The organism is Nocardioides sp. CF8 (assembly GCF_000389985.1).
Taxonomy (GTDB): domain Bacteria; phylum Actinomycetota; class Actinomycetes; order Propionibacteriales; family Nocardioidaceae; genus Nocardioides; species Nocardioides allogilvus.
In genome coordinates this window covers 3,404,627-3,428,480 of record NZ_CM001852.1, presented here as the reverse complement: position 1 = coordinate 3,428,480, position 23,854 = coordinate 3,404,627, and the positions used below count along the sequence as shown (strand labels likewise).

At 70.7% G+C, this 23,854-nt stretch carries 23 protein-coding genes; 12 read left to right on the top strand and 11 right to left on the bottom strand.

Annotated elements, in window-relative coordinates:
* The first annotated feature begins 36 nt into the window (after positions 1 to 36).
* Entirely contained in the window at positions 37 to 2,208 is a 2,172-nt protein-coding gene (locus CF8_RS21615; protein ID WP_198016872.1) for an NPCBM/NEW2 domain-containing protein, read from the top strand.
* Between the two features lie 63 nt (positions 2,209 to 2,271).
* Here CF8_RS21615 and CF8_RS16755 read toward each other — a convergent pair whose 3' ends face one another.
* Positions 2,272 to 2,760: an RrF2 family transcriptional regulator gene (locus CF8_RS16755; RefSeq protein WP_010834283.1), complete on the bottom strand. Its 489-nt coding sequence runs from the start codon at positions 2,758 to 2,760 to the stop codon at positions 2,272 to 2,274.
* Between the two features lie 89 nt (positions 2,761 to 2,849).
* On the opposite strand from CF8_RS16755, the gene CF8_RS16750 reads away from it, so the two are divergent.
* Positions 2,850 to 3,587, top strand: coding sequence for an SDR family oxidoreductase (locus CF8_RS16750; RefSeq protein ID WP_010834282.1), 738 nt, complete (start codon positions 2,850 to 2,852; stop codon positions 3,585 to 3,587).
* A gap of 304 nt (positions 3,588 to 3,891) precedes the next feature.
* Positions 3,892 to 5,337, top strand: coding sequence for a flavin-containing monooxygenase (locus tag CF8_RS16745; protein WP_010834281.1), 1,446 nt, complete (start codon positions 3,892 to 3,894; stop codon positions 5,335 to 5,337).
* A 3-nt stretch (positions 5,338 to 5,340) separates the two neighbouring features.
* Here the strand turns inward: CF8_RS16745 and CF8_RS16740 are convergent, their stop codons facing one another.
* On the bottom strand, positions 5,341 to 6,747 hold the full coding sequence (locus tag CF8_RS16740) for an FAD-binding oxidoreductase (RefSeq protein WP_010834280.1): 1,407 nt from the start codon (positions 6,745 to 6,747) through the stop codon (positions 5,341 to 5,343).
* Between the two features lie 41 nt (positions 6,748 to 6,788).
* On the opposite strand from CF8_RS16740, the gene CF8_RS16735 reads away from it, so the two are divergent.
* Positions 6,789 to 7,532 (top strand): enoyl-CoA hydratase/isomerase family protein, encoded by a 744-nt coding sequence (locus CF8_RS16735; RefSeq protein ID WP_198016871.1) that lies wholly within the window; start codon positions 6,789 to 6,791, stop codon positions 7,530 to 7,532.
* Positions 7,533 to 7,539: 7 nt separating this feature from the next.
* Here the strand turns inward: CF8_RS16735 and CF8_RS16730 are convergent, their stop codons facing one another.
* Positions 7,540 to 8,679 (bottom strand): CDP-glycerol glycerophosphotransferase family protein, encoded by a 1,140-nt coding sequence (locus CF8_RS16730; RefSeq protein WP_010834278.1) that lies wholly within the window; start codon positions 8,677 to 8,679, stop codon positions 7,540 to 7,542.
* 30 nt (positions 8,680 to 8,709) lie between these two features.
* On the bottom strand, positions 8,710 to 9,546 hold the full coding sequence (locus CF8_RS16725; protein ID WP_010834277.1) for an NAD-dependent epimerase/dehydratase family protein: 837 nt from the start codon (positions 9,544 to 9,546) through the stop codon (positions 8,710 to 8,712).
* Between the two features lie 73 nt (positions 9,547 to 9,619).
* On the opposite strand from CF8_RS16725, the gene CF8_RS16720 reads away from it, so the two are divergent.
* On the top strand, positions 9,620 to 10,990 hold the full coding sequence (locus CF8_RS16720) for an NAD(P)-binding protein (RefSeq protein ID WP_036493446.1): 1,371 nt from the start codon (positions 9,620 to 9,622) through the stop codon (positions 10,988 to 10,990).
* A gap of 29 nt (positions 10,991 to 11,019) precedes the next feature.
* On the opposite strand, the gene CF8_RS21150 is transcribed toward CF8_RS16720, so the two are convergent.
* Positions 11,020 to 11,691: an NYN domain-containing protein gene (locus CF8_RS21150; RefSeq protein ID WP_157953164.1), complete on the bottom strand. Its 672-nt coding sequence runs from the start codon at positions 11,689 to 11,691 to the stop codon at positions 11,020 to 11,022.
* A gap of 221 nt (positions 11,692 to 11,912) precedes the next feature.
* Between CF8_RS21150 and CF8_RS16710 the strand changes: the two genes are divergently transcribed.
* Entirely contained in the window at positions 11,913 to 12,215 is a 303-nt protein-coding gene (locus CF8_RS16710) for a DUF1905 domain-containing protein (protein ID WP_010834274.1), read from the top strand.
* A 2-nt stretch (positions 12,216 to 12,217) separates the two neighbouring features.
* The gene (locus CF8_RS16705) at positions 12,218 to 12,559 is read left to right on the top strand and encodes a DUF2200 domain-containing protein (protein WP_036493440.1); all 342 of its coding nucleotides are present in this window, start codon (positions 12,218 to 12,220) and stop codon (positions 12,557 to 12,559) included.
* A 12-nt stretch (positions 12,560 to 12,571) separates the two neighbouring features.
* Here the strand turns inward: CF8_RS16705 and CF8_RS16700 are convergent, their stop codons facing one another.
* Complete coding sequence (locus CF8_RS16700) at positions 12,572 to 13,585, bottom strand: metallophosphoesterase (RefSeq protein WP_036491301.1); 1,014 nt, start codon at positions 13,583 to 13,585, stop codon at positions 12,572 to 12,574.
* 89 nt (positions 13,586 to 13,674) lie between these two features.
* Here CF8_RS16700 and CF8_RS16695 point away from each other — a divergent pair, with 89 nt between their 5' ends.
* Together CF8_RS16695 and CF8_RS16690 are read left to right on the top strand one after the other, a co-directional pair.
* Positions 13,675 to 14,418 carry an alpha/beta fold hydrolase gene (locus CF8_RS16695; RefSeq protein ID WP_010834271.1) on the top strand — a complete coding sequence of 248 codons (744 nt, stop codon included), beginning with the start codon at positions 13,675 to 13,677 and terminating at the stop codon, positions 14,416 to 14,418.
* 39 nt (positions 14,419 to 14,457) lie between these two features.
* Positions 14,458 to 15,186, top strand: coding sequence for a dihydrofolate reductase family protein (locus tag CF8_RS16690; RefSeq protein ID WP_010834270.1), 729 nt, complete (start codon positions 14,458 to 14,460; stop codon positions 15,184 to 15,186).
* A gap of 24 nt (positions 15,187 to 15,210) precedes the next feature.
* On the opposite strand, the gene CF8_RS16685 is transcribed toward CF8_RS16690, so the two are convergent.
* The 3 genes from CF8_RS16685 to CF8_RS21140 all read right to left on the bottom strand — a co-directional run bounded on the left by CF8_RS16685 (position 15,211) and on the right by CF8_RS21140 (position 18,671).
* Positions 15,211 to 15,792, bottom strand: a complete 582-nt coding sequence (locus CF8_RS16685) for a hypothetical protein (RefSeq protein ID WP_010834269.1) — start codon at positions 15,790 to 15,792, stop codon at positions 15,211 to 15,213.
* Entirely contained in the window at positions 15,789 to 17,885 is a 2,097-nt protein-coding gene (locus CF8_RS21145; RefSeq protein WP_198016870.1) for an ice-binding family protein, read from the bottom strand. Before CF8_RS21145 ends, CF8_RS16685 begins: the two co-directional genes overlap by 4 nt.
* Before the next feature lie 291 nt (positions 17,886 to 18,176).
* Positions 18,177 to 18,671 (bottom strand): hypothetical protein, encoded by a 495-nt coding sequence (locus CF8_RS21140; protein WP_010834267.1) that lies wholly within the window; start codon positions 18,669 to 18,671, stop codon positions 18,177 to 18,179.
* 309 nt (positions 18,672 to 18,980) lie between these two features.
* On the opposite strand from CF8_RS21140, the gene CF8_RS16665 reads away from it, so the two are divergent.
* Together CF8_RS16665 and CF8_RS16660 are read left to right on the top strand one after the other, a co-directional pair.
* The gene (locus CF8_RS16665) at positions 18,981 to 19,634 is read left to right on the top strand and encodes a VC0807 family protein (RefSeq protein WP_010834266.1); all 654 of its coding nucleotides are present in this window, start codon (positions 18,981 to 18,983) and stop codon (positions 19,632 to 19,634) included.
* A 24-nt stretch (positions 19,635 to 19,658) separates the two neighbouring features.
* Positions 19,659 to 20,633, top strand: a complete 975-nt coding sequence (locus CF8_RS16660; RefSeq protein ID WP_010834265.1) for a hypothetical protein — start codon at positions 19,659 to 19,661, stop codon at positions 20,631 to 20,633.
* A gap of 8 nt (positions 20,634 to 20,641) precedes the next feature.
* Here the strand turns inward: CF8_RS16660 and CF8_RS16655 are convergent, their stop codons facing one another.
* Together CF8_RS16655 and CF8_RS16650 are read right to left on the bottom strand one after the other, a co-directional pair.
* Positions 20,642 to 21,811, bottom strand: coding sequence for a pyridoxal phosphate-dependent aminotransferase (locus CF8_RS16655; protein ID WP_010834264.1), 1,170 nt, complete (start codon positions 21,809 to 21,811; stop codon positions 20,642 to 20,644).
* Between the two features lie 34 nt (positions 21,812 to 21,845).
* Positions 21,846 to 23,213, bottom strand: coding sequence for an FAD-binding oxidoreductase (locus tag CF8_RS16650; RefSeq protein WP_010834263.1), 1,368 nt, complete (start codon positions 23,211 to 23,213; stop codon positions 21,846 to 21,848).
* Between the two features lie 118 nt (positions 23,214 to 23,331).
* Between CF8_RS16650 and pyrE the strand changes: the two genes are divergently transcribed.
* The coding region (pyrE, locus tag CF8_RS16645; protein WP_036491297.1) for an orotate phosphoribosyltransferase at positions 23,332 to 23,854 on the top strand (523 nt) is incomplete at its 3' end.

Here is a 23,854-nt window from a genome sequence, read left to right as displayed (position 1 = left end):
GGGGGTCACCCACTCATGCACCCTGAAAGGGAATCTATGAGTCTGTTCTCGCGCGTCTCAGTGCTGTCCGGAGTCGTGGTCGTCGCGGCGACCCTGGCCCCGGTCACAGCTTCCTCCGGCGTCGAGCCGACGCCCCTCACAGGCGAGGTGTGGGCCTCCGACCTGCCGTTCGTCTCGGAGACGAACGGCTGGGGTCCCGCCCAGCGTGACCGCTCCAACGGCGAGCAGGGCGCCACCGACGGCCGCACCATCTGGGTCGACGGCAAGAGCCACACCAAGGGCATCGGGGTCCACGCCGACTCCGCCATCCGCTTCGACGTGGGCGGCGACTGCGAGTTCTTCCAGTCCGAGGTCGGCATCGACGACGAGGCCGGGACGAAGGGCAGCGTCGTGTTCGCCGTCGTCGCCGACGGCGTCCAGGTCGCGCAGACCGCCACGCTGACCGGCTCGTCCGACGTGAAGACGATCTACGCCAGCATCGACGGCGCCCAGACCGTCGACCTGCTCGTCTCCCAGGCCGAGGGTGGTGCGGACGCCGACCACGCCGACTGGGCCAGCGCGAAGTTCCGCTGCTCGGGCGACGGTGTCGCCGCCCCGACGACGCTGCCTGCTCCGCCCAGCTCGTCGGTCTACGCCAGTGACTGGCCCTTCCTGGGCGTGCCCACCAACGGCTGGGGCCCGGTCGAGCGCGATCGCGCCAACGGCGGGACGGCTGCCGGCGACGGGCCGGCCTTGAAGCTCAACGGAGTGACCTACGCCAAGGGGCTCGGCGCCCACGCCGGAGCCTTCATCAGCTACAACCTGGGCGGGCAGTGCTCGGCCTTCACCGCGAAGGTGGGCGTCGACGACTCGCAGGGTTGGCTGGGATCGGTCCGGTTCCGGATCTTCGCCGACGGGGTCGAGGCCGCCGACACGGGCGCGATGTACAACGGCACCGCCACCAAGTCGCTGTCCGTGAACACTGCGGGCGCCAATCGCCTCGACATCCTGATCGACAACATCGGCGACGGCTCTGACTACGACCACGCCGACCTCGCCGACGCCCGCCTCGTGTGCGGCGACGGCGCGACCGGCGCTGCGTTCTACACGCCCCCGGCCACGCTGCCGGCGGGCATGGGCAAGCTCGTGCGCACCGAGCCGTCGCAGTTCTGGGTGACGCCCCTCAAGGTCGTCCCGGTCGACGCCGCGGTGACCCGCATGATGTACACCTCGAGCGACCGCACCAACACGCAGATCCCCGTCACCGGCCAGCTCGTCGTGCCCAACAAGGCATGGTCCGGCACCGGTCCTCGTCCGCTGATCGCTTACGCCGTCGGCACCCAGGGGCTCGGTGACACCTGTGCTCCGTCGCGACTGTCCGACGGTGGCGGCCTGGAGTACGAGAACCTCTTCATCGCCGGCCTGCTGGCCAAGGGCTTTGCCGTCGTCCTCACCGACTACCAGGGCCTCGGCACCCCGGGCGTGCACACCTACATGAGCCGTGAGGTCCAGGGCCGCGCGGTCCTCGACTCGGTCCGCGCTGCGCTCAACGTGCCGAACACCGGGCTGACCACCTCGACGCCGATCGGGCTCACCGGCTACTCGCAGGGTGGTGGGGCTGCCGCCGCGGCTGCCGAGATCGCCTCGGCCTACGCCCCTGAGCTCACGATCGCCGGTGTCGCCACCGGCGGCGTGCCCGGCGACCTGCTGGCCACGGCCGACAAGCTCGACGGCACCCTGACGGTCGGCTTCCTGGGCTATGCCCTGGCCGGTGTGGGCGAGGGCTCCTACGGCGTCGACCTCAACTCGTTCCTCAACACCAAGGGCCGCGCGCTGATCGCGGAGCTCAAGGAGGAGTGCGTGATCGAGACCGTGCTGACGCACGCCTTCATCCAGTCGTCCACCCTCACCCTCGACGGGCGCTCGGTGCCGACGATGCTGCGCGACCCGGAGTGGAACCAGATCATCGGCGAGCAGCTCATCGGCAACGGTCGCAAGCCGTCGGTGCCGACGCTGGTCTTCCACTCGGGCACCGATGACGTCGTCCCGTACGGCGCGGGGCTGGGCACCGCCCAGCGTTGGTGTGCGCAGGGCGCCAACGTCACCTTCCGCAAGGGCATCCTGCCCGGGCACATCGGTGGCGCGTTCGACTACTACCCGACCGCGCTGAAGTTCCTCGAGGATCGGTTCGCAGGCGTCCCCGTGACGTCGAACTGCTCGACGATCTGAGTCATCTGTCCTGAGCCACCGCCCCCGTTCCTCGGCCCCCGATGCCGAGGAGCGGGGGCGGTCTCATGGTGCGTCGAATCTCGTCCCCGAGAGCCAGTGGCGTACGGCGTCCCAGGCACCCGGTGAGGTCGAGTCGAGCGTCGCTGCGAGGTCGGCCAGGGTGACGGCCTGCAACGAGTCGCGCCACGCGGTCTCCGCCGCGGCCATGACCTTCGCGATGCCGCAGGGCACCTTGCACGCCTCACCGGTCGCCGGCAGTGGTCCCTGCTGGCGGATCTCGGTGCACCGGAACGCCGGCTCGGGACCGTCGACCGCCTGGACGACGTCGTAGACCGAGATCTCCGCGCCGGGTCGCGACAGGAGATAGCCGCCGTCGCGCCCCTCGACCGCGTGGATGAGGCCGGCTCGCGACAGCGCCTGCATGTGCTTGGCGAGATACGTCTGGGAGACGCCGTGCAGCTCGGCCAGCTTGGTGACCGGCACCGGCCTGGCCGACGTGCTCAGCGCGGTGCAGCAGTGCAGGGACCACTCCACGCCCGCAGACATCTTCATGGCACCGGACTATATCCGGACATAGTTTGTCTGAGTATGCTGCTATGACTCGGACAAGAGTTGTCCGGGTTTGAGCAGAGGAGAGCACCATGCGCATCGCCATCGCCGGTTCGACGGGACTCGTCGGCCGCAACGTCGTCGCCGCAGCCAAGGCTGCCGGTCATGACATCGTCGAGCTAGCTCGCGAGAGCGGCGTCGACCTCACCGTTCCTGACGGCCTGGCCGAACGTCTCGCCGGTGCCGAGGCCGTCATCGACGTCACTCAGAGCCCGTCCCTCGACGAGAGCGTGGCCACTGAGTTCTTCACGACTGTCGCCCGCAACCTCGGCGAGGCGGCCACCGCGGCGGGCGTGCCCCGCGCGGTCGCCCTGTCCATCATCGGCGTCGACCAGATGCTCGACTACGGCTACTACGCCGCAAAGCTGGCGCAGGAGCAGGCGGTCGCCGCACACGCGCCCGATCCGCACATCCTGCGGGCTGCTCAGTTCCTCAACTTCCCAGGCCAGATGCTCGACTGGAACAGGCAGGGCGATGTCGTGACACTGCCGGAGATGAAGACGCAGCCCGTCGCCGTCGAGGAGATCGCCCGACTGCTGGTGGCGCTGGCTGACGGGACCGAGCCGCGCCCGCGCGTCGAGCTCGCCGGGCCGAAGCCGGAGGACCTGGCCGACCTCGTCCGGCAGGTCGCCGTACACCGTGGCGAGGCGGTGACGGTGGAGACCGCGGTCGAGAGTGTGGCGATGGCGAACGGCGCCTGCCTGCCTGGGCCGGACGCGGTCATCGCCGGTCCGGACTTCGCCACCTGGCTCGCTGCTCAAAGCGGATGAGGGGATCACTTCGTCGGACGTCCCGGGGGAAGATTCCTCCCATTTCCCGGGCCAGGGGCTGGCGCACAGGCGCGGGACCATTTACGGTTACGCGACCGTAAGCGCGGCTCGGGAGGCCCGACGGTGAATTCCCTGGGAGGGGAGCCGATGAGGCTGCCTTCTCGCTGCCCGGTGCTCATCAGGGTCGTCGCCGCGGCCCGGTGACCGCGGGCTCCATGGGCGGGGTGGCTGGGCTGGGAGGCCGGCCACCTCGCCCGTGGACAACTCGTAGTGCGCTGGCCCAGCGGCGTGGGAAAGTTCCGCCATGACACGCATCGGCATCATCGGCGCCGGCTTCGGCGGGCTCGCGGCCGCGATCGAGCTGAAGAAGGCAGGACACGACGACATCGTGGTGTTCGAGAAGGCGGACGAGGTCGGTGGCGTCTGGCGCGAGAACACCTATCCCGGTGCGGCGTGCGACGTCCCGTCACCGTTCTACTCGTTCTCCTTCGAGCCCAACCCCCGCTGGCCGCGTCGCTTCTCCCAGCAGCCGGCGATCCTCGACTACCTCAAGCAGGCCGCGGACACCTACGACGTGCGTCGCCACGTCCGCTTCGGCGTCGAGGTCTCCTCGGCCGCCTTCGACGACACGAAGAACACCTGGACCGTCACCCTGGCGGGCGGCGAGTCGGTGGAGCTCGACGTGCTGGTCGCCGCCGTGGGCCAGCTCTCCCGGCCCTCCTGGCCGGAGATCGAGGGGCGGGAGACCTTCGCCGGGCCGAGCTTCCACTCCGCGGAGTGGGACCACTCCGTCGACCTCACCGGCAAGCGGGTCGCGGTGATCGGGACCGGCGCCAGCGCGATCCAGTTCGTCCCCGAGATCCAGCGGGAGGTGGCCCACCTCGACATGTTCCAGCGCACGGCGCCGTACCTCCTGCCGAGGCCGGACACCGAGTTCCATGGCGGGCACCACAAGCTCTTCGAGCGGGTGCCGGCGACGCAGCTGGCCGAGCGCGCTGGTTGGTATGCCGTCATGGAAGGCCTGAGCACGGCCTTCCTCTACAGCAAGCCGCTCTCGGCGCTGATCCACCGGATGAGCCGCCGGCACATGGCCAAGCAGACCAAGCCGGTGCCCGGGCTCTTCGAGAAGGTGTGGCCCTCCTATCCGGTCGGCTGCAAGCGGATCCTGTTCTCCAGCGACTACCTCCCGGCGCTCGCGAAGCCCAACGTCGACGTGATCACCACCGGCATCGCCGAGATCACTCCCGACGGTGTCCGCACGACCGACGGCGAGCTGCACGAGGCCGACGTGGTCATCTACGGCACCGGCTTCCGCTCGACCGAGTTCCTGTCGCCGATGGCGATCACCGGGGTCGGCGGGCAGGACCTGCACGAGCAGTGGCACGAGGGCGCCCGCGCCTACTGCGGGCTCACGGTGCCGGGCTTCCCCAACCTGCTGATGATGTATGGCCCCAACACCAACACCGGTGGCGGCTCGATCGTCTTCTTCCTGGAGGTGCAGGCGACCTACGTGCGCGAGTTCGTCGACCACCTCGACGTCGCCGGCGGGCCGCTCACGGTCAAGCCGGAGGTCGACCAGGAGTTCGACGACAAGCTCCAAGGCCGCCTCGCCAACAGCGTCTGGTCGGCCTGCTCGTCGTGGTACCGCAACGCCAACGGCCGGATCACCACCAACTGGCCGGGGCTCGGCCTCGAGTACAAGCGCCGCGCGAAGTTCGACGCCGACGACTACGCCGTCGTCGGTCGCTGAGGCTCAGTCCGGGGCCAGCACCTTGCCGGGATTCATCAGCCCGGCGGGGTCGAGCGCGTTCTTGACCGCGCGCATCAGGTCGACCTCGACGTCACTCTTGTACGCCGCTGCGGCGGCCGCCTTCCCGGAGCCGAGGCCGTGCTCGGCGCTGATGGAGCCGCCGAGCTCGACGGTGCAGTCGTGCACGATCGTCGACAACATCGCGGCCTGAGCGACGAAATGGTCGCCTGAGAGGGAAGCCGGACGGCTGAGGTTGTAGTGCAGGTTGCCGTCGCCGACGTGGCCGTAGACGATCGGCCGGATCCCGGGCAGGGCGCTCTCCAGCGCCGGCCCGAGGCGCGCGACGAGGTCGTCGAGCGAGGTGATCGGCACCGAGACATCGTGCTTGATCGTCGGGCCGAGCGACTCCTGGGCCTCGGAGACCCGCTCGCGCAGGGCCCAGAGCCCCGACCGCTGCGCGGGCGAGCCGGCGACCGCGGCGTCGAGCACCAGGCCGGCCTCGACGGCGGCGGCCAGCGCCCGTTCCAGGTCGTCGTCGACACTCGCACCCGCGGGGCCCGCGATCTCGATCAGGCCGAACCACTCGGCGTCGCTCGCCAGCGGGTCCGCGAGACCGGCGGCCAGCACCAGCTCGAGCGCCGGGCGCGAGACCAGCTCCCAGGTGGTGAGCCGCTCGGCGGCGTACTCACGCAACAGCGGGAGCAGGGTCGCCGCCGCGGCGACGGAGGGGAGCGCGACCCACGCGGTCGCGCGGGCGGGCGTCGCGGGGTGCAGCGTCAGGACGGCGGCGGTGACGATGCCGAGGGTGCCCTCGGCGCCGATGAAGAGCTGGGTCAGGTCATAGCCGGTGTTGTCCTTGCGCAGCGAGCGCAGCCCGTCCCACACGCGCCCGTCCGGCAGCACGACCTCGAGCCCGAGCACCAGCGAGCGCATCATGCCGTAGCGCAGCACCGCGGTGCCGCCGGCGTTGGTCGCGATGTTGCCGCCGACCGTGCAGCTGCCCTCGGCGCCGAGCGAGAGCGGGAAGAGGCGGTCGACGGCCTGGGCCGCGGCCTGGACGTCGGCCAGGATCACGCCCGCCTCGACGGTGATCGTGCCGCCCGCGGCGTCGACCTCGCGGACCTGTCGGAGCCGGCCGAGGGAGAGGACGAGCTGCGAGCCGTCGCCGCTCGGGATCGCCCCGCCGCACATGCCGGTGTTGCCGCCCTGCGGCACGATCGCGACCCCGGCCGCGTGCGCGAGCCGCACGACCTCCGCCACCTCGGACGTCGACGCCGGCCGCACCACCGCGAGGGGCGTCCCGCGATAGGCGCCACGCCAGTCGGCGGCGTACGGCGAGAGGTCGGCCGGGTCCGTCAGCACGTGCGCGTCGCCGATGGCGGCGCGCAGGTCGCTCAACAGGTGAGTCATGGCAACATCCTCCCCGAGCGGCCTCTGTAGTGTCCTCCGGCGTGTCCCAGTCGAGCGCGTCGCCCACCCGGTCCAGCCTCCTGCGAGAGCGTCGTGAGGACGGCGTCGAGCTGGTGCGGATCAACCGACCCGACAAGCGCAACGCCCTCGACACCGCGACCCTGCACCTCCTCAACGAGGCGCTGGTCGAGCTCGCCGCGGACGTGAGCCTGCGCGCGGTCGTCCTCTCGACCACCTCGACCACCGCCTTCTGCGCCGGCGCCGATGTGAGCGAGCCGCTGGACGCGGCGGGGGGCGTGGCCCGGATGGTGGCCTTCGCCGAGCTCTACCGCCTCCTCGACGAGCTGCCGGTGCCGAGCATCGCGGTGTGCGTCGGCAACTGCGTCGGTGCTGGCGCCGAGATCGTCGCGGGCTGCGACCTGCGCGTCGCCGGCGACAACCTCAAGCTCGCCTGGGCGGGGAGCCGCCTCGGCGTGCCCGTCGGGCCCGCGCGCCTGACCCAGCTCATCGGCCTGTCCCGGGCGAAGGAGCTCATCTACACCGGCCGGGCGGTCGGTGCCGCCGAGGCCGCGTCGATCGGGCTGGTCCAGCACACGGCACCCGAGGACGAGGCGGAGGCCACCGCGCTCACCCTCGCCGGCGCCGTCGCCCGGCAGTCGCCCGGGGGGATCCGCACCCTCAAGGAGATGTTCCGCGAGCTCGAGGACACGGCAGCGCGCATCGGCTACGAGAACGAGCGGCTGCTCGACTTCCAGCGCAACGGCGCCGGGCTGCCCCAGGGCTGAGGACCGCTCAGGCGGTGATGGCGTCGCCGTGCAGCTTGGCGTGCACGAGCCGGTCACGCAGGCGCACGAGCTCGGTCACGGCGTCGAGGAAGCGGGTGGTGCTGTCGCCGACCTGGATGTCGTCGAAGTAGAAGTGCCGCATCGCCCGCCGGTCGAGGTGGAGCTCGTCGTGCTCGAGCCGCGCGGTCAGCAGCTCGGCCAGGTCGCCCACGTTCGACTCGTCGACCACGTCGGCACAGTGGCTCACCGGCACCTCGTCGCGGAAGCGCGCGGCGTCCTGGTGGCGGTCGGTGATCAGGATCGGCTTGTCGGTGCAGAGGTAGAGCCAGTCGAGGCCGACCGATGACACGTCGGTCACCATTGCGTCGCAGTCGGGCATGACCGCGAGGATGTTGCCGGTCAGCACGGTCGTGTGGCCGGCGTCGGGCTCGCGCTCGGCGGCCTCGGCGATCGCCGTCAGGATCGCGAGGTGCCCGGACTGGATGGCGGGCGCCAGACTCGTGGTGACCTTGGGGTGCGGCTTGTAGACGACGCGCACGTCCGGGACGGCGAGGACCTGGCGCACGACCTCGGGGCCGATCGAGTCGACGGAGGTGTAGTCGTTGTAGTCCGCGTCGCCCTCCCACGTGGGCGCATAGAGGACGGTACGGCGGTGGGTCGGCGCGAGCAGGGGAGCGGGACGCAGGTCCAGCTGGGGCCGCCCGATCCGCACGAGGCGGCTGGTGTCGAGCTCGAGCAGGCCGTCGAGGTGGCGCTGCACGGCGGCCTGGCCGGCGACGAAGACACGGTCGTAGGCCTTGGCGTTGTTGCTCGCCATCGACTGCTTGTCGCTCTCGCCGTGGTTGATGTGGACGTGCAGCTTGGTGCCGTCGACGAGCGAGTTGAAGTTGAGCGAGGAGTTGTTGCAGTAGAGGACGACCTTCGCGTCGAGCGAGGCATAGAGCTCGGTCAGCTCGGCGAAGGACGGGGCGAGCAGGATCGGCAGCGCCGTCCGCTCGGCCAGCAACGTCGCGACGTCGGGGTTGCGCACCACGACGGCCACCGGGTGGCGCTCGTGCAGGACCTCGAGCACCTCCAGCCACTGGATCAGCTGGTAGCTCCGGGTGGGGTCATCTGCGTAGTACGCAAGGACGTGGGCGTCGTTCACACAAGGATTCTAGTCGCCCTGGGGTAGTGCTCAGGACCGCGCTGCGGGGCCCGGATCGCCATAGCCCTCGCGGAAGCTCGGCCGGGTCGGGCGCCATCCCGTCGCCCGGAGCCGGGCGTTGGAGAGACGCTTGCCGTGACCCTGCTCGGGGTCGGCTGGCGGGGGTGCGGAAGCGCCCATCCGGGTGGCGAGGAAGGCGGCGACGTCGCCGAGCTGGGCGGGCTCGTCGTCAGTGCCGAGGTAGAGGCTCTCCGGCTGCTCGGGCCGCGTCAGCAGGTGCACGACGGCTGCTGCCGCGTCCTCCCGGTGGATGCGGTTGGTCCAGCGGTGCGGGTCCTCGATCCGTCCCTCGCGCACCTGGTCGAGGAGCCGCGTGCTGCCACCGCCGTACAGGCCGGAGAGGCGGAGCACCGTGCCGCCGGGCAGGCGCTCGGCGAAGAGCTCCTCGGCCGCCAGCAGCATCCGGCCCGGTCCGTCCTTGGGCCCGGCGGGCGTCGTCTCGTCGCTGAGCCCCGGCCGGTCGGTGCTGGCATTGACGGCGGTCGAGGAGATGAGCACGGCCCGCTCGGGCAGCGGTCCGGCGTCGGCGAGGGCGTCGAGGGCGCGGCGCATGCCCTCGACGTACGTCGATCGGTAGGCCTCCTCCGTCCGTGGCCGCGCCGTCAGCGCGACCACCAGGAGGCGCGCGCGGAGGTCGGGGAGGACCGGCGTCTCGCGCGTCAGGTCGACGGACAGCCCGCGCAGGGGCGGCGGCACGCGGTCGGCGTTGCGCCGCAGCGCGAGCACGTCGTGCCCGCGCTCGACGAGCCGGAGGCCGACGGCGGCGCCGAGGTCGCCGCAGCCGACGAGGAGAACGTCCGAGGTCACGCCCCGAACCGTACGCGTAGGACTACCCAAATGGAGCGTGGCGGTGGCGCTCGTCGAGTGCCACCGTGGACGCATGACTCGCACTCTGGCGGCCGACTACCTCGTGGTGGGCGCGGGCGCCATGGGCATGGCGTTCACCGACGCGCTGATCGACCACTCCGACGCCACGGTGGTGCTGGTCGATCGCCGCCACGGTGTCGGCGGGCACTGGCTGGAGGCCTATCCGTTCGTCCGGCTGCACCAGGCCTCCGCGTTGTACGGCGTGCCCTCGACCCTGCTCGGTGGCGGCCGGGTGCAGGAGAGCGGACCCGAGGAGGGGCTGCAGGAGCGCGCGACCCAGTCGGAGATCACGGCCTACTACGCGCGGATGCTCGACCGGATGGTGCGGACGGGGCAGGTCTCCTTCCTGCCCAACAGCGAGGTCGTCGACCGCACGATCACCTCGCGCATCTCCGGCGAGCGGTGGGAGGTACCGGCGTCGTGCCGGATCGTCAACGCCCACCACCTCGCGCCCAGCATCCCGGCGGAGGTGCCGGCGCCGTTCGGGGTCGGTGACGGTGCTCGCGTGCTGCCGGTCAACGCCCTCGCACGGCTGGAGGAGACACCGAGCCAGTACGTCGTCGCCGGCTCCGGCAAGACCGCCACCGACGCCTGCATCTGGCTGCTCGCGCGCGGCGTCGACCCCGATGCGATCTGCTGGGTGCGCCCGCGTGAGCCGTGGATGCTCAACCGGGCGAGGGTCCAGCCGGACCCGGCGGTCTTCCTGTCCATGGCGGCCGACGTGATGCAGGCCGGTGCGTCGGCCGGCTCGCTCGAGGACTTCTTCCTCCGCCTCGAGGACGCCGAGGTGATGCTGCGCATCGACAGGTCCGTCATGCCGAGCATGGCGAAGGCGCCGACGCTCGCGACGTGGGAGCTCGGGCAGCTGCGGAGCCTGGAGGACGTCGTACGGCGCGGGCACATCGACGCCGTCGAGCGGGGCAAGCTCGTCTTCGCCGATGGCGCGGTCGGGATCGCCGACGACGCCCTGGTCGTGCACTGCGCCGCGGACGGGCTGAAGTACCCCGGCCTGCTGCCGGTGTGGCGCCCGGAGGACATCACCCTGCAGCCGGTCCGGGCCGGCTTCCCCTGCTTCGGGGCCGCCCTCATCGGCTACGTCGAGGCGACCCGGACCGACGACGACGTGAAGAACAGGCTGGCCCCGCCCTCGCCGTACCCCGACACGATGGACTCCTGGGCGCTGATGAACGTCGTCGGCACCCGGTCCACGATGGGCTTCTCGGCCGAGCCGGACATCAAGGCGTGGGCCGACGGGGTCGCGCTCAACCCGGCCCGCATCCCGCCCGGCTACCCGGCGTCGGCGGCTCTGGACGACGCGCGCGAGCGCCTCGGCGTACACACGAAACCGGCGCTGGCGCGGCTCGCAGAGCTGGCGGCGGGCTGACGTCGGTGTTCGGTGCGGCGTCTGGTCGGTTATGCGCGGTGCCTGCCTGAGCCGGGAGTGGCCATCGATGTCAGGTCGACAAACTCATGGCTGAGCGCCCTCACGTCGTCGGGGGTGTCCGTCGTGCCGAAGGCCAGGACCTTCAACCCCGTCGCGTTGAGCCGTGCCACGAGCGGGTGCATCGACGTCAGGTCGCCGACGATCACCACCGTGTCCACGGCCGATTCGCGTGCGAGGTCCATGGCGTCGACGGTGAGTGCGACCAGCCCACGCTGGTCACCGTCGTGGCCGAAGTGGTGGTGCGGCTGGATCCCGTGCTGGCGCAGCGGCGCGGACCACCAGTCGCCCGCCTCCGGGGCCGTCCAGTCGGCGTACGCGCGACAGACGCTGACCGTCCCGTGGTCCGCGAGCACGGCGAACAGGGCATCCGCGTAGTCCGCCGTCGTGGACGCCGCGTCGATCAGCACGGCCAGTCGTCGGGAGGACCGAGCTTGCGGCTGTCGATGACGTCGGGGCAGTGCAGGGCGGGGCACGAGAGGCGCCACCGCCTGCCGCTCGACGGCCTCCGACGTCTTCACCCACTGCCGAACGAGAGTCGTGAGCGAGGAGTCCGCGTCAGCGGCGATCGGACGGCCGTCGAGGGCGCGGTCTGCTCGGTCGAGCTGCTGCGCGGCGTTGGACCGTTCTGCTCCGATGGTCATGATTTCCTGCACCATCCCCTTGGGTGGCTTCGAGAGCCTCCAGCGTGTTCCTGCTGGCGGGCGGGCGTCGCGGATCGCCCGGACCTTTACCTTGTTGGCTAGACCAGCAATGACCTTCGGGCCGCGAGCGCGAGCAACTGTGCCGAGGGCCAGCGTTCGCCGGGGATGGCTCTCGGAGCTGGCGGCGGGCTGACGTCGGTGGTCGGTGCGACGATCTGCGCATGAGCGACCACGTCTTCCATGCGCAGGTCTGGGAGCACTCTCCCGACGAGCCGGGGTCGCGGCACTTCCTCACGCTGCCCGCCGACGTCGCCGAGGACGTGGCCTTCGAGGCGGGGCCGCGCGGAGGGTTCGGGAGCGTCCGCGTCGAGGTGACGGTCGGGCGCTCGACCTGGCGGACCTCGCTCTTCCCGGACTCGAAGGCGGGGACGTTCGTGCTGCCGATGAAGAAGCCGGTGAGGCTCGCCAACGACCTGCACGCAGGTGACACCTGCGAGGTGCGGCTCACCCTCGTAGGCTCGTGATCGTGAGCCGCATCTTCACCATCAGCTTCGCGTCGGTCTATCCCCACTACGTGGCGAAGGTCGAGAAGAAGGGCCGCACACAAGCTGAGCTCGACCAGGTCATCGAGTGGCTGACCGGCTTCGACGACGCCGCGCTGCGCGACCACCTCACCGCGGAGACGACCTTCGAGGACTTCTTCGCCGAGGCGCGGCTCAACCCGAACGCCGGGCTGATCACCGGCGTGATCTGCGGTCACCGGGTCGAGGAGATCGACGACCCGCTGATGCAGAAGATCCGCTACCTCGACAAGCTCGTCGACGAGCTCGCCATGGGCAAGGCGATGGAGAAGGTCCTCCGCGGCTGAGGAGGGTCTGACCTACGAGTCGTAGGGCACGCGCTCCCACGTCAGCACGTCGCCGGCGCCCGGCCGGGTGAGCGTGACCTGCAGGAAGTTGGTGTTGTTGGCCTCCCCGTCGACGGTGACGCGGGTGAGGTTGTCGGCGCTGCCCTGCACGCCGTGGATGGCGAGCCAGCGCGAGCCGGTCGCGAGCGGCCGGTCGGTGTTGTAGACGTGGCTGTCGCCGTCGAAGAGATAGACCTCGCCGTCGAAGGTCGACGCCTCGTCGACGAGCGCCTGGACCAGCGGCTGGAAGGCGCTGAGGTCCCAGCCCGGCTGATAGCCGGGGTCGAACATGTCGGCCTGCTGGAAGAGCGCGACGGCGCGGGCGTCGGTCCGGCGGGCGCGGGCGAAGGTCTCCTCGACGAGGTCGATCGCGGCCGCCATCCGGGCGCTCTCCTCGGCGAGCTGCTCGCTGGTCGGGGCGGTGAGGCCGATGCCGGTCCAGGGGGCGCGGTCGTTGTTGCTGCCGACGACGTGCAGGGTCGCCAGCTCGACCCCGGCGGTGCGCAGGCTCTGGTTCTCGGGGAAGCCGAGGTCGGCCTGGCTGTCGACCTTGAGCGGGTCGCCGAGGGTGAGGCCGGGCGTCTCGAAGAACGCCGCGCGCAGGGCAGTGAGGCGCTCGAGCGGGTTGTAGGCGCCGGCCGCAGTCCGGTGGCAGTCGGTCCACTCGTTGTCGCCGGGGGTGTAGAGAAGCGGCATCTCGAAGCGGTCGAACTGCTCGCGGATCATCGCGCTGTAGGCGTCGGTGCACGGGGACGAGCCGTTCTTGATGTCACCGACGTGGAAGGCCAGGTCGAGGCCGGCCTGCTCGTTGATCCGGTCGATCCAGCCCGGGAAGGCCTCGATCTGCGCGGCGCCGTACGGCACGTCACCGATGACCGCGAAGCTGGTCGATGCCGGCTTGGCCTGGCCGTCGGCGGCGACGGACGGAGCGGGAAGGGCCAGGACGGCGGCGGCGCAGGCTGCGATGGAGAGGCGAAGAAGAGTCATGCCTCCTTGCTCTCGCACCTCGGTGAAGCGCGCCTCCGGGTGTGCGTGAACGCCCGGTGGACAGTGCGTGATGCCGCTAGCGTGACGGCGTGATCTGGTCCCGAACCTGCGGTCGCGACGACGGCCCGCTGCTGGTGATGTTGCACGGGCTCGGCGCCACAGCCGAGGTGTACGCCGATGCCTGCGCCCTGCTTCCGTCGCGCTGGCCCGGTGGGTGGCTGGTCGTGGACCTGCCCGGGCACGGTCGCTCCGCGTGGGATGCGCCGTACACGTTCCGCAGCCATGCCGACGCCGTGCTCGACGTGCTGCCCCCGTCACGGGAGGTCGTCGTCGTCGGCCACTCCATGGGCGGCGTCGTGGCGCTGGAGCTGGCAACTGATCCGCGCGTGCGCGGTGTCGTGGCGTTCGGGGTGAAGGTGAGCTGGCCACCGTCCGATGTGGCCGGTGCGGAGCGGGTGGCTGCTCGGCCGGTGCAGGTGTTCGCGACGCGGGACGAGGCGGTAGGGCGCTATCTGCGCCTGGCCGGTCTCTCAGACCTGGTCTCGCCTGACTCATCGTCCGTCGCACCGGGCGTCGTCGCTGTCGACGACGGGTGGCGGGTCGCGCAGGACCAGGCGACGTTCGGGGTGGGCGTGCCGGACATGACCGGTCTGCTCGCAGGCGCCCGGTGTCCGGTCGTGCTGGCGCGCGGTGAGCACGACGTGATGGTTTCCGACGCTGACCTCGCGGCGCTGGTCCCGGATCCCGTCACGCTGCCTGGGCTGGGGCACAACGCGCATGTCGAGGGTCCGGGTGCTGTGCTCGGGCTCGTCGACCGGCTGCCGGCTGGTTGAGCTTCGCTCGTCGTTTCGCCGCGAGATGCGCAATCAGAAATGACTCGTCGTTGTCGTATCGAGGTCGCGCTGTTCGTAGCCATCGTGAAGGCTGCTCGCGGGAGCGGCGTCACGACCAAGGAGACGATGATGCGGACACCGAAGATCAACGATCAGATCTCGCCAGCCGAAGAGGCATCCCCGGCGGCGCCGATCAGGCTCTACATGTCGATGTCGCTGGACGGCTTCATCGCGGGACCCGACGACCGCGCCGGGCAGGAGCTCGGCCGCAATGGCGGGCGGCTGTTCAACTGGCTCGACGACCGGCTGGCTTCCGGTCCGAACGGCCAGGTGTACGCCGAGGCGCTTGCGACCGGAGCGCTGATCTCCGGTCGTCGAACCTACGAGCTCGCCGGCCGATGGGGCGGTGATCATCACGACGGCGTACCGATCCATGTCCTGACCCATGGCGTTGACGAAGATGACGATCGGCCGGACCTGGTGACGTACTTCGACGACGTCGCCGCCTGCGCCGCCCAGGCGCGACGAGCAGCCGGTGGTCGCGCGGTGATGGTGCACGGAGCCAGCGCGGCGCAGTCGCTGCTCGCAGCGGGCGAGCTCGACGAGCTGGAGATCCACCTCGTGCCCGTCCTGCTCGGAGGAGGCCGAAGGCTGTTCGAGTCCCTCGACGGCGATCGCGTCGAGCTCGAGCACGTCCGCACGATCGAGGGTCGAGAGGCGACTCACCTTCGATACCGGGTCCGGCGCGGAGATCGCTCGCCGTCGTAGCCGGAACCTCGGCCTCGCACTGTGTCAGTCGCGGTTGACGGTGTAGAGCAGGTGGACGACTGCTCCCTGACAAGCGTCCTGATTGCTGGGCTTGTTCGCGAAACCGATGAATGACCCGGCGAACGGCGTGCTCGATCCCGGGCTGAGGTTCAGTCGGACTGGCATCCGGGGGTGGATCAGCTGGTAGTCGCTGGCAGTGCACACGCCGGACGATGAGAGGTGCCGGGAGGCGACGGAGGTGATCCGCACGTCGACGGTGGTGATGTGGGCGCTCTCGTGACTGCGGTTCACCAGCCTTCCGGTCACGGGGACCGGCGCGACCCCGGGGGCGAGTCCCACCATGGACGAGGTCTGGGTGACGGTGATGTCGGGGGTGGACGACGTGCAGCCCGACTCCTCGGGCGGTCCCGGTGCTTGCCAGCCGAGGACGATCGCTGCAGACCCCGCGCCCAGCAGCAGGAGCCCCCCGAGTGATGCTGGGACGCTGTGCCCACGTCGGGCGAGCAGCACGACGGCGGCGCCAGCGACGAGGCAGGCGATCGTGACGGCCAGGAGCAGACCGGCGTTGGTGCTGAGGCCACTGGCCTGTGGGGGTTCGCACGTCATGGCATGACCCCGGACAACCTGTTCGACGCCAGGGTGACGGTGCCGAGCGAGAGTGCCCGGCCTCTGACCGTGGCGCCCGCGCCAAGGGTGATGGCGCCTCGGGCAAGGATCGAGCCTGACAGCGACGAAAGCGCGCCCGTGCCTGCGGCTCCATTGACGATCCAGAAGACGTTGGCCGCCTGCGCGCCGCCGGCCAGGAGGACCGTGCTGCCTGCTGCGGTGTTGAACGCCGCGTCGGTCTGGAAGATGAACACCGCGTTGGGGTCTCCCTCACCGTCGAGGATCACGGTCCCGGTCAGGGCCAGTGCCGCGGTGATGTGGTGCACGCCGACGTGGAAGGTGCGGCCACCCAGGTCGCCGGCGATCTCGGTGTGCGGGGTGCGGGTGGACGCGTCATCGAGGGCGGTGACCAGAGCGGCGCGGGCCGACGCTGCGGCGGCGTCACCCGCGTGGATGTCGCCGTCCAGGGTGCCCCCTTGAAGGGGTCCGAATCCGGTCACGGAGGTGGAGGGGCTGACGCCCAGGTCGCCGCTGAGGTGGGTGACACCCGTGCTGACCACGCCCGTGGTGCCCAGCACGGAGAACGAGCTGGCCGTGCCGAGCAACACCGGTGGTGGGTTGACCTCCAGCGTGAGGGCCTGGCGGGCGGTGGCACCGTCGCCGCTGGGTGCCCGGACCTTCGCAGTGATGTTGTGGACGCCCGCGGTGAGGGTCGCGGTGGTGACGGTCCAGCTGCCGTCTGCGGCGACGACCGTGGACAGGGTCTGTCCGGTGACGCTCACCGTGACCGGACTCGCGGCGGGTGCGCTGGTGGTGCCGGAGATGGTCGGTGTGCTGTCCTTGGTGAGAGCGATGGCGCCACCGGTGATGGTCATCGTGGGCGGGAGGCCGGCGGTGAACCGGATGCTGTTGCTCGACAAGGTGACGGTGCCCTTGGAGAGGGCGCGTCCGATGAGCTCGGTGCCGGCACCAAGCGTGATCGCCCCTCGGCCGAGGATGGTCCCTGCCAGGTATGAGGCCGCGCCTGCGCCGGTGGCGCCGGTGACGACCCAGAAGATGTTCGAGGCCTTCGCGCCGTTGGTCAGCACGATGCGAGCGGCGGCGGCGGTGTTGAACGCCGCGTCCGCCTGGAAGATGAAGGTCGCGCCCGGGTTGTGTTGCGCGTCGAGGATCAGGATTCCGGTGAGCGCGAGGGCTGCGGTGCTGTGGTAGACGCCAGCGGTCAGGGTACGACCGCCGAGGTCTCCCACCAGCTCGTTCTGTGCGGGGAAGGGGAGCGCGGCCAGCTCGGCGGAGGCCAGCGACATCGCGTCCTGCGCCTGGGCCGCGTCGGCGTCGCCGGCGTGGATCTGTCCGCCGACGTTGTCCGGGCCCAGTCCCGAGATCGCCGTCGCGGGGCTGACACCGATGTCGCCGCTGATCGACGTCAGTCCCGTGCTGACGATGGCGGTTCCGGCCAGCACCGAGTACTTCCCGGCGTCGCCGAGGAGCGGTGCGGCAACGACGGCGAACTCCGCACTCACCGCCGGGGCCAGTCCGGGGCTGCTGGCGACCAGGGTGTACCCGGCACCGGGTCGGTCGATGGAGAGGTCGCCGAAGGAAACCTGACCGCCGGCGTCGGTGCCGCGCGTCGTGTCGCCGCCCAGGACGCCGCCGGAGGGGTTGGTGCCGATCGTGAGGGTCACCGGGACTCCGGCGCCGGTGATGGGCTCGCCCGCGGCGTTGCGCAGGGCCACCGTGACCGCCGGTGTCATCGTTGCTCCGACAGTGACGTCGTGGGGGGCGGCGGTGAAGGCGAGGCCGGCGACGTTGGTGACGTGCACCGGATCGCTGGGTGAGCTCCGGGCGGTCCAGGAGGCGAAGGCCGCGAAGACGACGTAGGTGTAGTCCCCGTCAGCCACCCCGGTATCGGTGCAGCTGAGCCCCGACACCAACGCGGTGGGGCCACCTGCGCAGGCAGGTTCGACCGTGGCGGGGCTGTTGGCCACGGCCGCCTTGTGGCGGGCGACGAAGTAGCCCTCAGGCGCCACGCCACCGGAGCCGGCGGTCCAGGAGACATCCACGTCCGCGATCGCGGTTGCAGGTGTCGTCACGTTCACCGGAGGAGCGAGGGTGCCGGTCGCGGCAGTACCGCTTCCCGACCCACCACTGGTCCAGCTTGCGCCCGCGGGTGCTGCCGCGAGGGCAAGCACCAGCGTGACCAGCAGGGTGAACACCACGCTGGCGGCACTGGGGCGCCGGGGATCGCGCACCACCGCATGACGAGGACCAGCGCGGTGCGCCGGGCCGTTCAGGGCGGTGCTTGGCATCTCGAAGGATTCCTCAGGCTCGGATCAATCAGGAGCCGGGTAGGGACGCGACAGTGCCGCCCCTACCCGGAACGATCAGCTGGCGGTGTAGCCGATCACGACCTGACCGTTCTTGCAGGCATCCTGGTTCGCGGTCGTGTTGTTGAACGCAATCGTCAGATTGCCCCACGACCCCGTGTCATCGGCAGGAACATCAGCACCCACGGCTCCGGTGCCGGCGATGGTGTAGTCGCCGGCGCCACACCCGGCGATCGGGTCACCCGCGGCATCGTTCACGGCGGTCACCACAGCGACGATCTTGGTGACGTACACCGGCCCGCTGTTGGGGTTGAGGATGGTGCCGCTCAGTGGTTGTGTTCCCGACCCGGGCGCCAGGTCGGTCACGGAGCTCGTCTGGATGACAGTCACCGCGGCGGTGGTGCCGGTGTCAGCCGAGCCCACGCCCGTGCCGGTCGTGGTCCAGTACGCGAAGGCGGTGCCGCCGATGGCGACCAGCGCCACGGTGACGCCCAACACCTTGCTCCGACGGCTGCTGGACCTGGTGCCGTGGTTCATCGTGTGCTTGCTCATGTGTTGCTCCTTGGGGGTTCGCAGTCCCCAGAAGGGGTCCACGCCCCTCTAGTGGTATGGACCGCAGGCACTTCGCGAGGCCGAACACCCAAAGATGGCCCGAACGGGCCGCCGAACTTCCACACGGAAGTCCGCTGACCCGCGTCGGCGCCTCTGGCCGCTCGAATGGCGGAAATCAGGACCGCAGACGCATCACGACGTACGGTGGAAGGGCCGAGGAACCCCCTGACGCTGATTGATGTCGTCATTTCACGGCGACACACCCCGCAACGCCCGGTGCCCCCGAACCGGCAGGATTGGCTCTCCCCCTTGGCAGCTCATGACACCCACCGCCCCACCCTGGCGGCAGTCATCCACCGCGTCTCGCTCAGCCTGCTGATCGCGGTCGTCATCCCGGCCGTCGTCTTCTACGGCGTCTTCGTGCTGGCCGGCGTGTGGACGGCGATCATCGCTGCGCTCGTCTGGTCGTACGGCGCCATCGCCTGGCGCGCAGTGACCCGTCGGCGTACGTCCGGGCTGCTGATCCTGACGGCCATCCTCTTGACGGGCCGCACGGCGCTCTCGATCGCAGCGGACAGCACCTGGCTCTACTTCCTCCAACCCGTCATCAGCGACGGGGCCGTGGCGGCGCTCTTCCTGCTCTCGCTCGCCAGCGCGCGCCCGATGGTGGCTCGGCTCGCGGGCGACTTCTATCCGATGGACCACGAGCTGGCCGCGCGGCCGCGGGTGCGTCGGCTCTTCTGGCAGCTCACCGCGATGTGGGCGGTGCTCGGCTTCACCAAGGCGTCGATGACGCTGTGGCTGCTGCAGTCGCAGTCGCTCGAGACGTTCGTGCTGGTCAAGAGCGTCTCCATGCTCGCGATCAACCTGCTGGCTGCCGCCGCGACCATCGCCCTGGCCGCTGTCGTGGCCCGCAAGGAGGGGCTGATGGGGCCGAGCAGGCTGGTCCCCGTCAGTGCCTAACCACCTCGATGGTGGAATGAGCGGGTGAGTACGACGACCGCGCCCCGCCCGCGCCAGACCACCATGGCCGGCGTGATGGTGATGCTGGCCTCGAGCTTCGTCGTGCTGTCCGTCTGGGACACCGTCTCGCGGCTGCGCTCGATCGAGACCCGCGAGTCGATCGAGAAGTTCCTCGCCGACGCGCCGGGCTCCGGCCTCGACCTCTCGGTCGAGTCGATGATCCAGGTCCTGCACGTCCTCGCGATGATCGCGGCGGTCTGCTCCGTGGCCGCCGTCGCGCTCGGCTGGCAGGTGCTCCAGGGCAGCCGGCAAGCGCGCTTGGTCCTGTCGCTGCTCGCGGTGCCCATCTTCCTGACCGGCCTCGTCGCCGGCGGCTTCATGTCGTCGGTGGTCGCGATCGCGGCCGGGATGCTGTGGTTCTCGCCGTCGCGCGAGTGGCTGGCCGGCAAGCCGATCCCGGAGCCGGCGAAGCCGCTGCGGGCGGAGCAGGCGCCCACCGGGACCGCCCGGCCCGAGCTGCCCCCGACGTCGTCGTCCACCGGCTGGTCCGTCGGCGCCCCGGCGCCCGACCAGCGTCCCGACCCGGTGAAGGTCGCGTTCGTCCTCACGGTCGTGGTGGCCGGCATCGTGCTGGTGCTGACGCTGGTCAGCCTGGCGCTGCTCGCGACCCAGTCCGACCTCGTGCTCGAGGAGCTGCGCCGGCAGAACCCCGACCTCGAGGAGCAGGGCGTCAGCGAGTCCCTGCTGCTCACGACGGCCTTCGTCTCCGGCGGGCTGGCGACCCTGTGGTCCGGTCTCGCCGTCGTGCTGGCCGTGCTCACCGCGCGCCGTCGCGCCTGGGCCGCGAAGGGCCTGCTGATCAGCTCCGCCCTGTGCGCCGTCTTCTGCATCGTCGCGGCGCTCGGATCACCGGTCGCGCTCATCCCGGCCCTCGCCGCGCTGACGACGGTGAGCTGTCTGCGCCGGCCCGAGGTGCGGGCCTGGCTCGAGCCGCGCTGACGACCTGATCAGCGCGTCAGGTCGGCGGCCGCCAGTCGCCGTACGCCCTCGGCAATGAGGTCGGGCTCCTTGCAGAAGGCCCAGCGCACCATGTGCCGTCCTGCGTCCTGGTCGTCGTAGAACGCCTGGTTGGGGATCGCCACGACGCCGGCCCGCTCAGGCAGCGCGAGGCAGAAGGAGCGGCCGTCCTCCCAGCCGAGGTGGCTGATGTCGGTGGTCGCGAAGTAGGTCCCCTCCGGCACCCGCGCCACCAGCCCGGCGTCGGCGAGGCCGGCGACGAGGAGGTCGCGACGGTCCTGCAGCGAGCGGGCGAGCGCGGTCGGCCAGTCGGGCTCGTGGTCCAGCGCGTGCGCGACCGCGGGCTGCAGCGGCGAGCCGGAGGTGAACGTCAGCCACTGCTTCGCCGCCAGCACGGCCCCCACGAGCGAGGCCGGCCCCGTCGCCCAGCCGACCTTCCAGCCGGTGAACGAATAGCTCTTGCCGGCGCTCGACAGCGTCAGCGTGCGCTCCCACATCCCCGGCAGCGTCGCGAGCGGCACGTGCTCGTGGGAGTCGAAGACGAGGTGCTCGTAGACCTCGTCGGTGATGACCACCAGGTCGCGCTCGATCGCGACGTCAGCGACGGCCTGCAGCTCGGCGCGGGTCAGCACGGTGCCGGTCGGGTTGTGCGGGCTGTTGAGCAGGATCGCGCGCGTCCGGGGCCCGACCGCCGCACGCAGGGCGTCGGCGTCGAGGCGGAACTCCGGCGCTCGCAGCGTCACCGGTCGGCGTACGGCGCCGCACATCTCGATCATGGCGAGGTAGCTGTCGTAGTAGGGCTCCAGGACGACGACCTCGTCACCGGGATCGATCAGCCCGAGCAGGGCGGCCGCGATGCCCTCGGTGCAGCCGGTCGTGACGACGACCTCGCGGTCGGGATCGAGCTCGAGTCCGTAGTGGCGCTGCTGGTGCCGGGCGATCGCCTGGCGCAGCGCGGGCACGCCGATGCCGGGGGCATATTGGTTGGCGCCGCTCTGCAGCGCCGCCACCGCGGACGCGATCACCGACGGCGGACCGTCGACGTCGGGGAACCCCTGGCCGAGGTTGATCGCCCCCGTCCGGGCAGCCAGCGCGGACATCTCGGAGAAGACCGTCGGCGGGATGCCGTCGAGCCGGCGTGCGAGCCGGGATGAGTTCATGCACGCGACCCTACGACCTGGTCATGGACTCCACTCAGGGCACGATGTTCTGGTTGAGCCGGAACAGGTTGTCGGGGTCGTAGGCACGCTTGACCTCGGTCAGCCGCGGGTAGTTGCCCGCGAAGTTGTCCTCGACCTTGTCGGCGTCGTCCTCGGCCATGAAGCCGAGGTAGCCGCCGCGCTCGCTGTGGGGTGAGATCGCGTCGTAGTAGTCGCGGACCCACTGGCGACGCTCCACGTCGAGGGCGGGGTCCTGCCACGCGGACAGGATCACGGCGGCGTACGTCGCGCTGCGGTAGGCGAACGCGGTGTCGCTCGGACTCGGGTCGTGAGCGGCGCCGTTGATCGGATAGAGGTGCATCGTCGAGCTCGCGTCGGGAGCGTGCGGTCCGTGGGCCAGGTGCGCCTCGATCGCCTCATCGGTCAGCTCCATCACGTAGGCGCCCTTCCAGTAGCTGCGGATCCCCTTGGGGAAGAGCCCGTCGAACGCGCCGTTCAGCTGCGGATAGGGCCAGACATCGCACATCTCGGCCACGCGCGGCGCCAGGTCGCGGAAGGGCTGCATGGCCTTCTCGCCCTCGTCCATCGGTCCGGTCCAATGCACGACGGCGACGCAGAACGTGTCGCCGTGGCGGTCCTCCGGGACGAAGGGCAGCGGAGGCGCCACCTGGAAGGCCGGGAACGCGCCGTACTCGCGTGGCGCATCCTGGATCCAGTCGCGGAAGAATCGCAGCAGGTCGCCGGCATGCTCCAGCTCATAGAAGAAGAGCCCGACGTAAGCATCCTTGACCGGTTGCACGTTGAACTCGAACGACGTGACGACCCCGAAGTTGCCGCCCCCGCCCCGGATCGCCCAGAAGAGGTCGGGGTTCTCCTCGGCGCTCGCGGTCCGGACCTGTCCGTCCGCCGTCACGACCTCGGCCGAGGCCAGGCAGTCGATCGACAAGCCCTGCCCGCGGGTGAGGTAGCCGATCCCGCCGTTGAGCGTCAGTCCACCGACACCGGTGGTCGAGACGATGCCGCCCGTGCTGGCGAGCCCGTAGGCGTGGGTCGCGTAGTTGTAGTCGCCCCACGTGGCACCGCCTCCCGCTCGTGCGGTGAGCGCTCGCGGATCGACGTGGACGCCGCGCATGCCCGACAGGTCGATGACCAGTCCGCCGTCGGTGCTACCGAAGCCCGGCGCGCTGTGACCCCCGCCGCGAACCGCCAGCTCGACGCCGGCGTCGCGGGCGTAGTTGACGCCGGCCACGACGTCGGCCACCTGTTCGGCCCGAAGGATGGCGAGGGGTTTGCGGTCGAACATGCCGTTGTGCACGGCTCGCGCATCGTCGTACGCCGAGTCGTCGGCCGTGATGATCTGAGCCCGCACCTGCTCGCGCAGGGCATCGATGGAGGTGCTCATGTTGTGACGCTCCTTTGAGAGACCCGCGACGTCCGACCGATTTTTGACGCTACTCCGAGCGGGCGGCCGACGGATCCCCTGTCTTGGGCACTTCCGTGACGTGCGGGAGGATGCCCCCATGACCACTGACGCCACCCTCGCGGCCGACATCAACGCGCTCTGCCGACTGACGGGGGAGTTCACCCTCCGCTCGGGCCAGGTCGCCGACACCTACTTCGACAAGTACCTCTTCGAGGCCGACCCGGTGCTCCTCGACCGGGTCGCGACGCAGATGCTCGACCTGCTCCCGTCCGACACCGAGCTGCTCGGCGGCCTCGAGATGGGCGGCATCCCGATCGCCACGATGGTGAGCGCGAAGACCGGCACGGCGGCGCTGTTCGTGCGCAAGAAGGCCAAGGAGTACGGCACCTGCAAGCTCGCCGAGGGCCCGGACGTGTCCGGTCGCCGGGTGACCCTGATCGAGGACGTCATCACGACCGGTGGTGCCGTGCGCGACGCGACCAACGCCCTGCGGGACGCGGGCGCGATCGTCGAGACCGTCGTGTGCGCGATCGACCGCTCACCGGCCGGGGAGAACCCGCTCGCGGACCTCGCGCTCGAGATCCGCGCCGTACTCACGCGGGCGCAGCTGGACGAGGCTG

Coding starts and splice junctions, on each gene's coding strand:
- CF8_RS21615 (WP_198016872.1), top strand. CDS start 37: ATGAGTCTGTTCTCGCGCGTCTCAGTGCTGTCCGGAGTCGTGGTCGTC.
- CF8_RS16755 (WP_010834283.1), bottom strand. CDS start 2,760: ATGAAGATGTCTGCGGGCGTGGAGTGGTCCCTGCACTGCTGCACCGCG.
- CF8_RS16750 (WP_010834282.1), top strand. CDS start 2,850: ATGCGCATCGCCATCGCCGGTTCGACGGGACTCGTCGGCCGCAACGTC.
- CF8_RS16745 (WP_010834281.1), top strand. CDS start 3,892: ATGACACGCATCGGCATCATCGGCGCCGGCTTCGGCGGGCTCGCGGCC.
- CF8_RS16740 (WP_010834280.1), bottom strand. CDS start 6,747: ATGACTCACCTGTTGAGCGACCTGCGCGCCGCCATCGGCGACGCGCAC.
- CF8_RS16720 (WP_036493446.1), top strand. CDS start 9,620: ATGACTCGCACTCTGGCGGCCGACTACCTCGTGGTGGGCGCGGGCGCC.
- CF8_RS21150 (WP_157953164.1), bottom strand. CDS start 11,691: ATGACCATCGGAGCAGAACGGTCCAACGCCGCGCAGCAGCTCGACCGA.
- CF8_RS16710 (WP_010834274.1), top strand. CDS start 11,913: ATGAGCGACCACGTCTTCCATGCGCAGGTCTGGGAGCACTCTCCCGAC.
- CF8_RS16700 (WP_036491301.1), bottom strand. CDS start 13,585: ATGACTCTTCTTCGCCTCTCCATCGCAGCCTGCGCCGCCGCCGTCCTG.
- CF8_RS16690 (WP_010834270.1), top strand. CDS start 14,458: ATGACTCGTCGTTGTCGTATCGAGGTCGCGCTGTTCGTAGCCATCGTG.
- CF8_RS16685 (WP_010834269.1), bottom strand. CDS start 15,792: ATGACGTGCGAACCCCCACAGGCCAGTGGCCTCAGCACCAACGCCGGT.
- CF8_RS21140 (WP_010834267.1), bottom strand. CDS start 18,671: ATGAGCAAGCACACGATGAACCACGGCACCAGGTCCAGCAGCCGTCGG.
- CF8_RS16655 (WP_010834264.1), bottom strand. CDS start 21,811: ATGAACTCATCCCGGCTCGCACGCCGGCTCGACGGCATCCCGCCGACG.
- CF8_RS16650 (WP_010834263.1), bottom strand. CDS start 23,213: ATGAGCACCTCCATCGATGCCCTGCGCGAGCAGGTGCGGGCTCAGATC.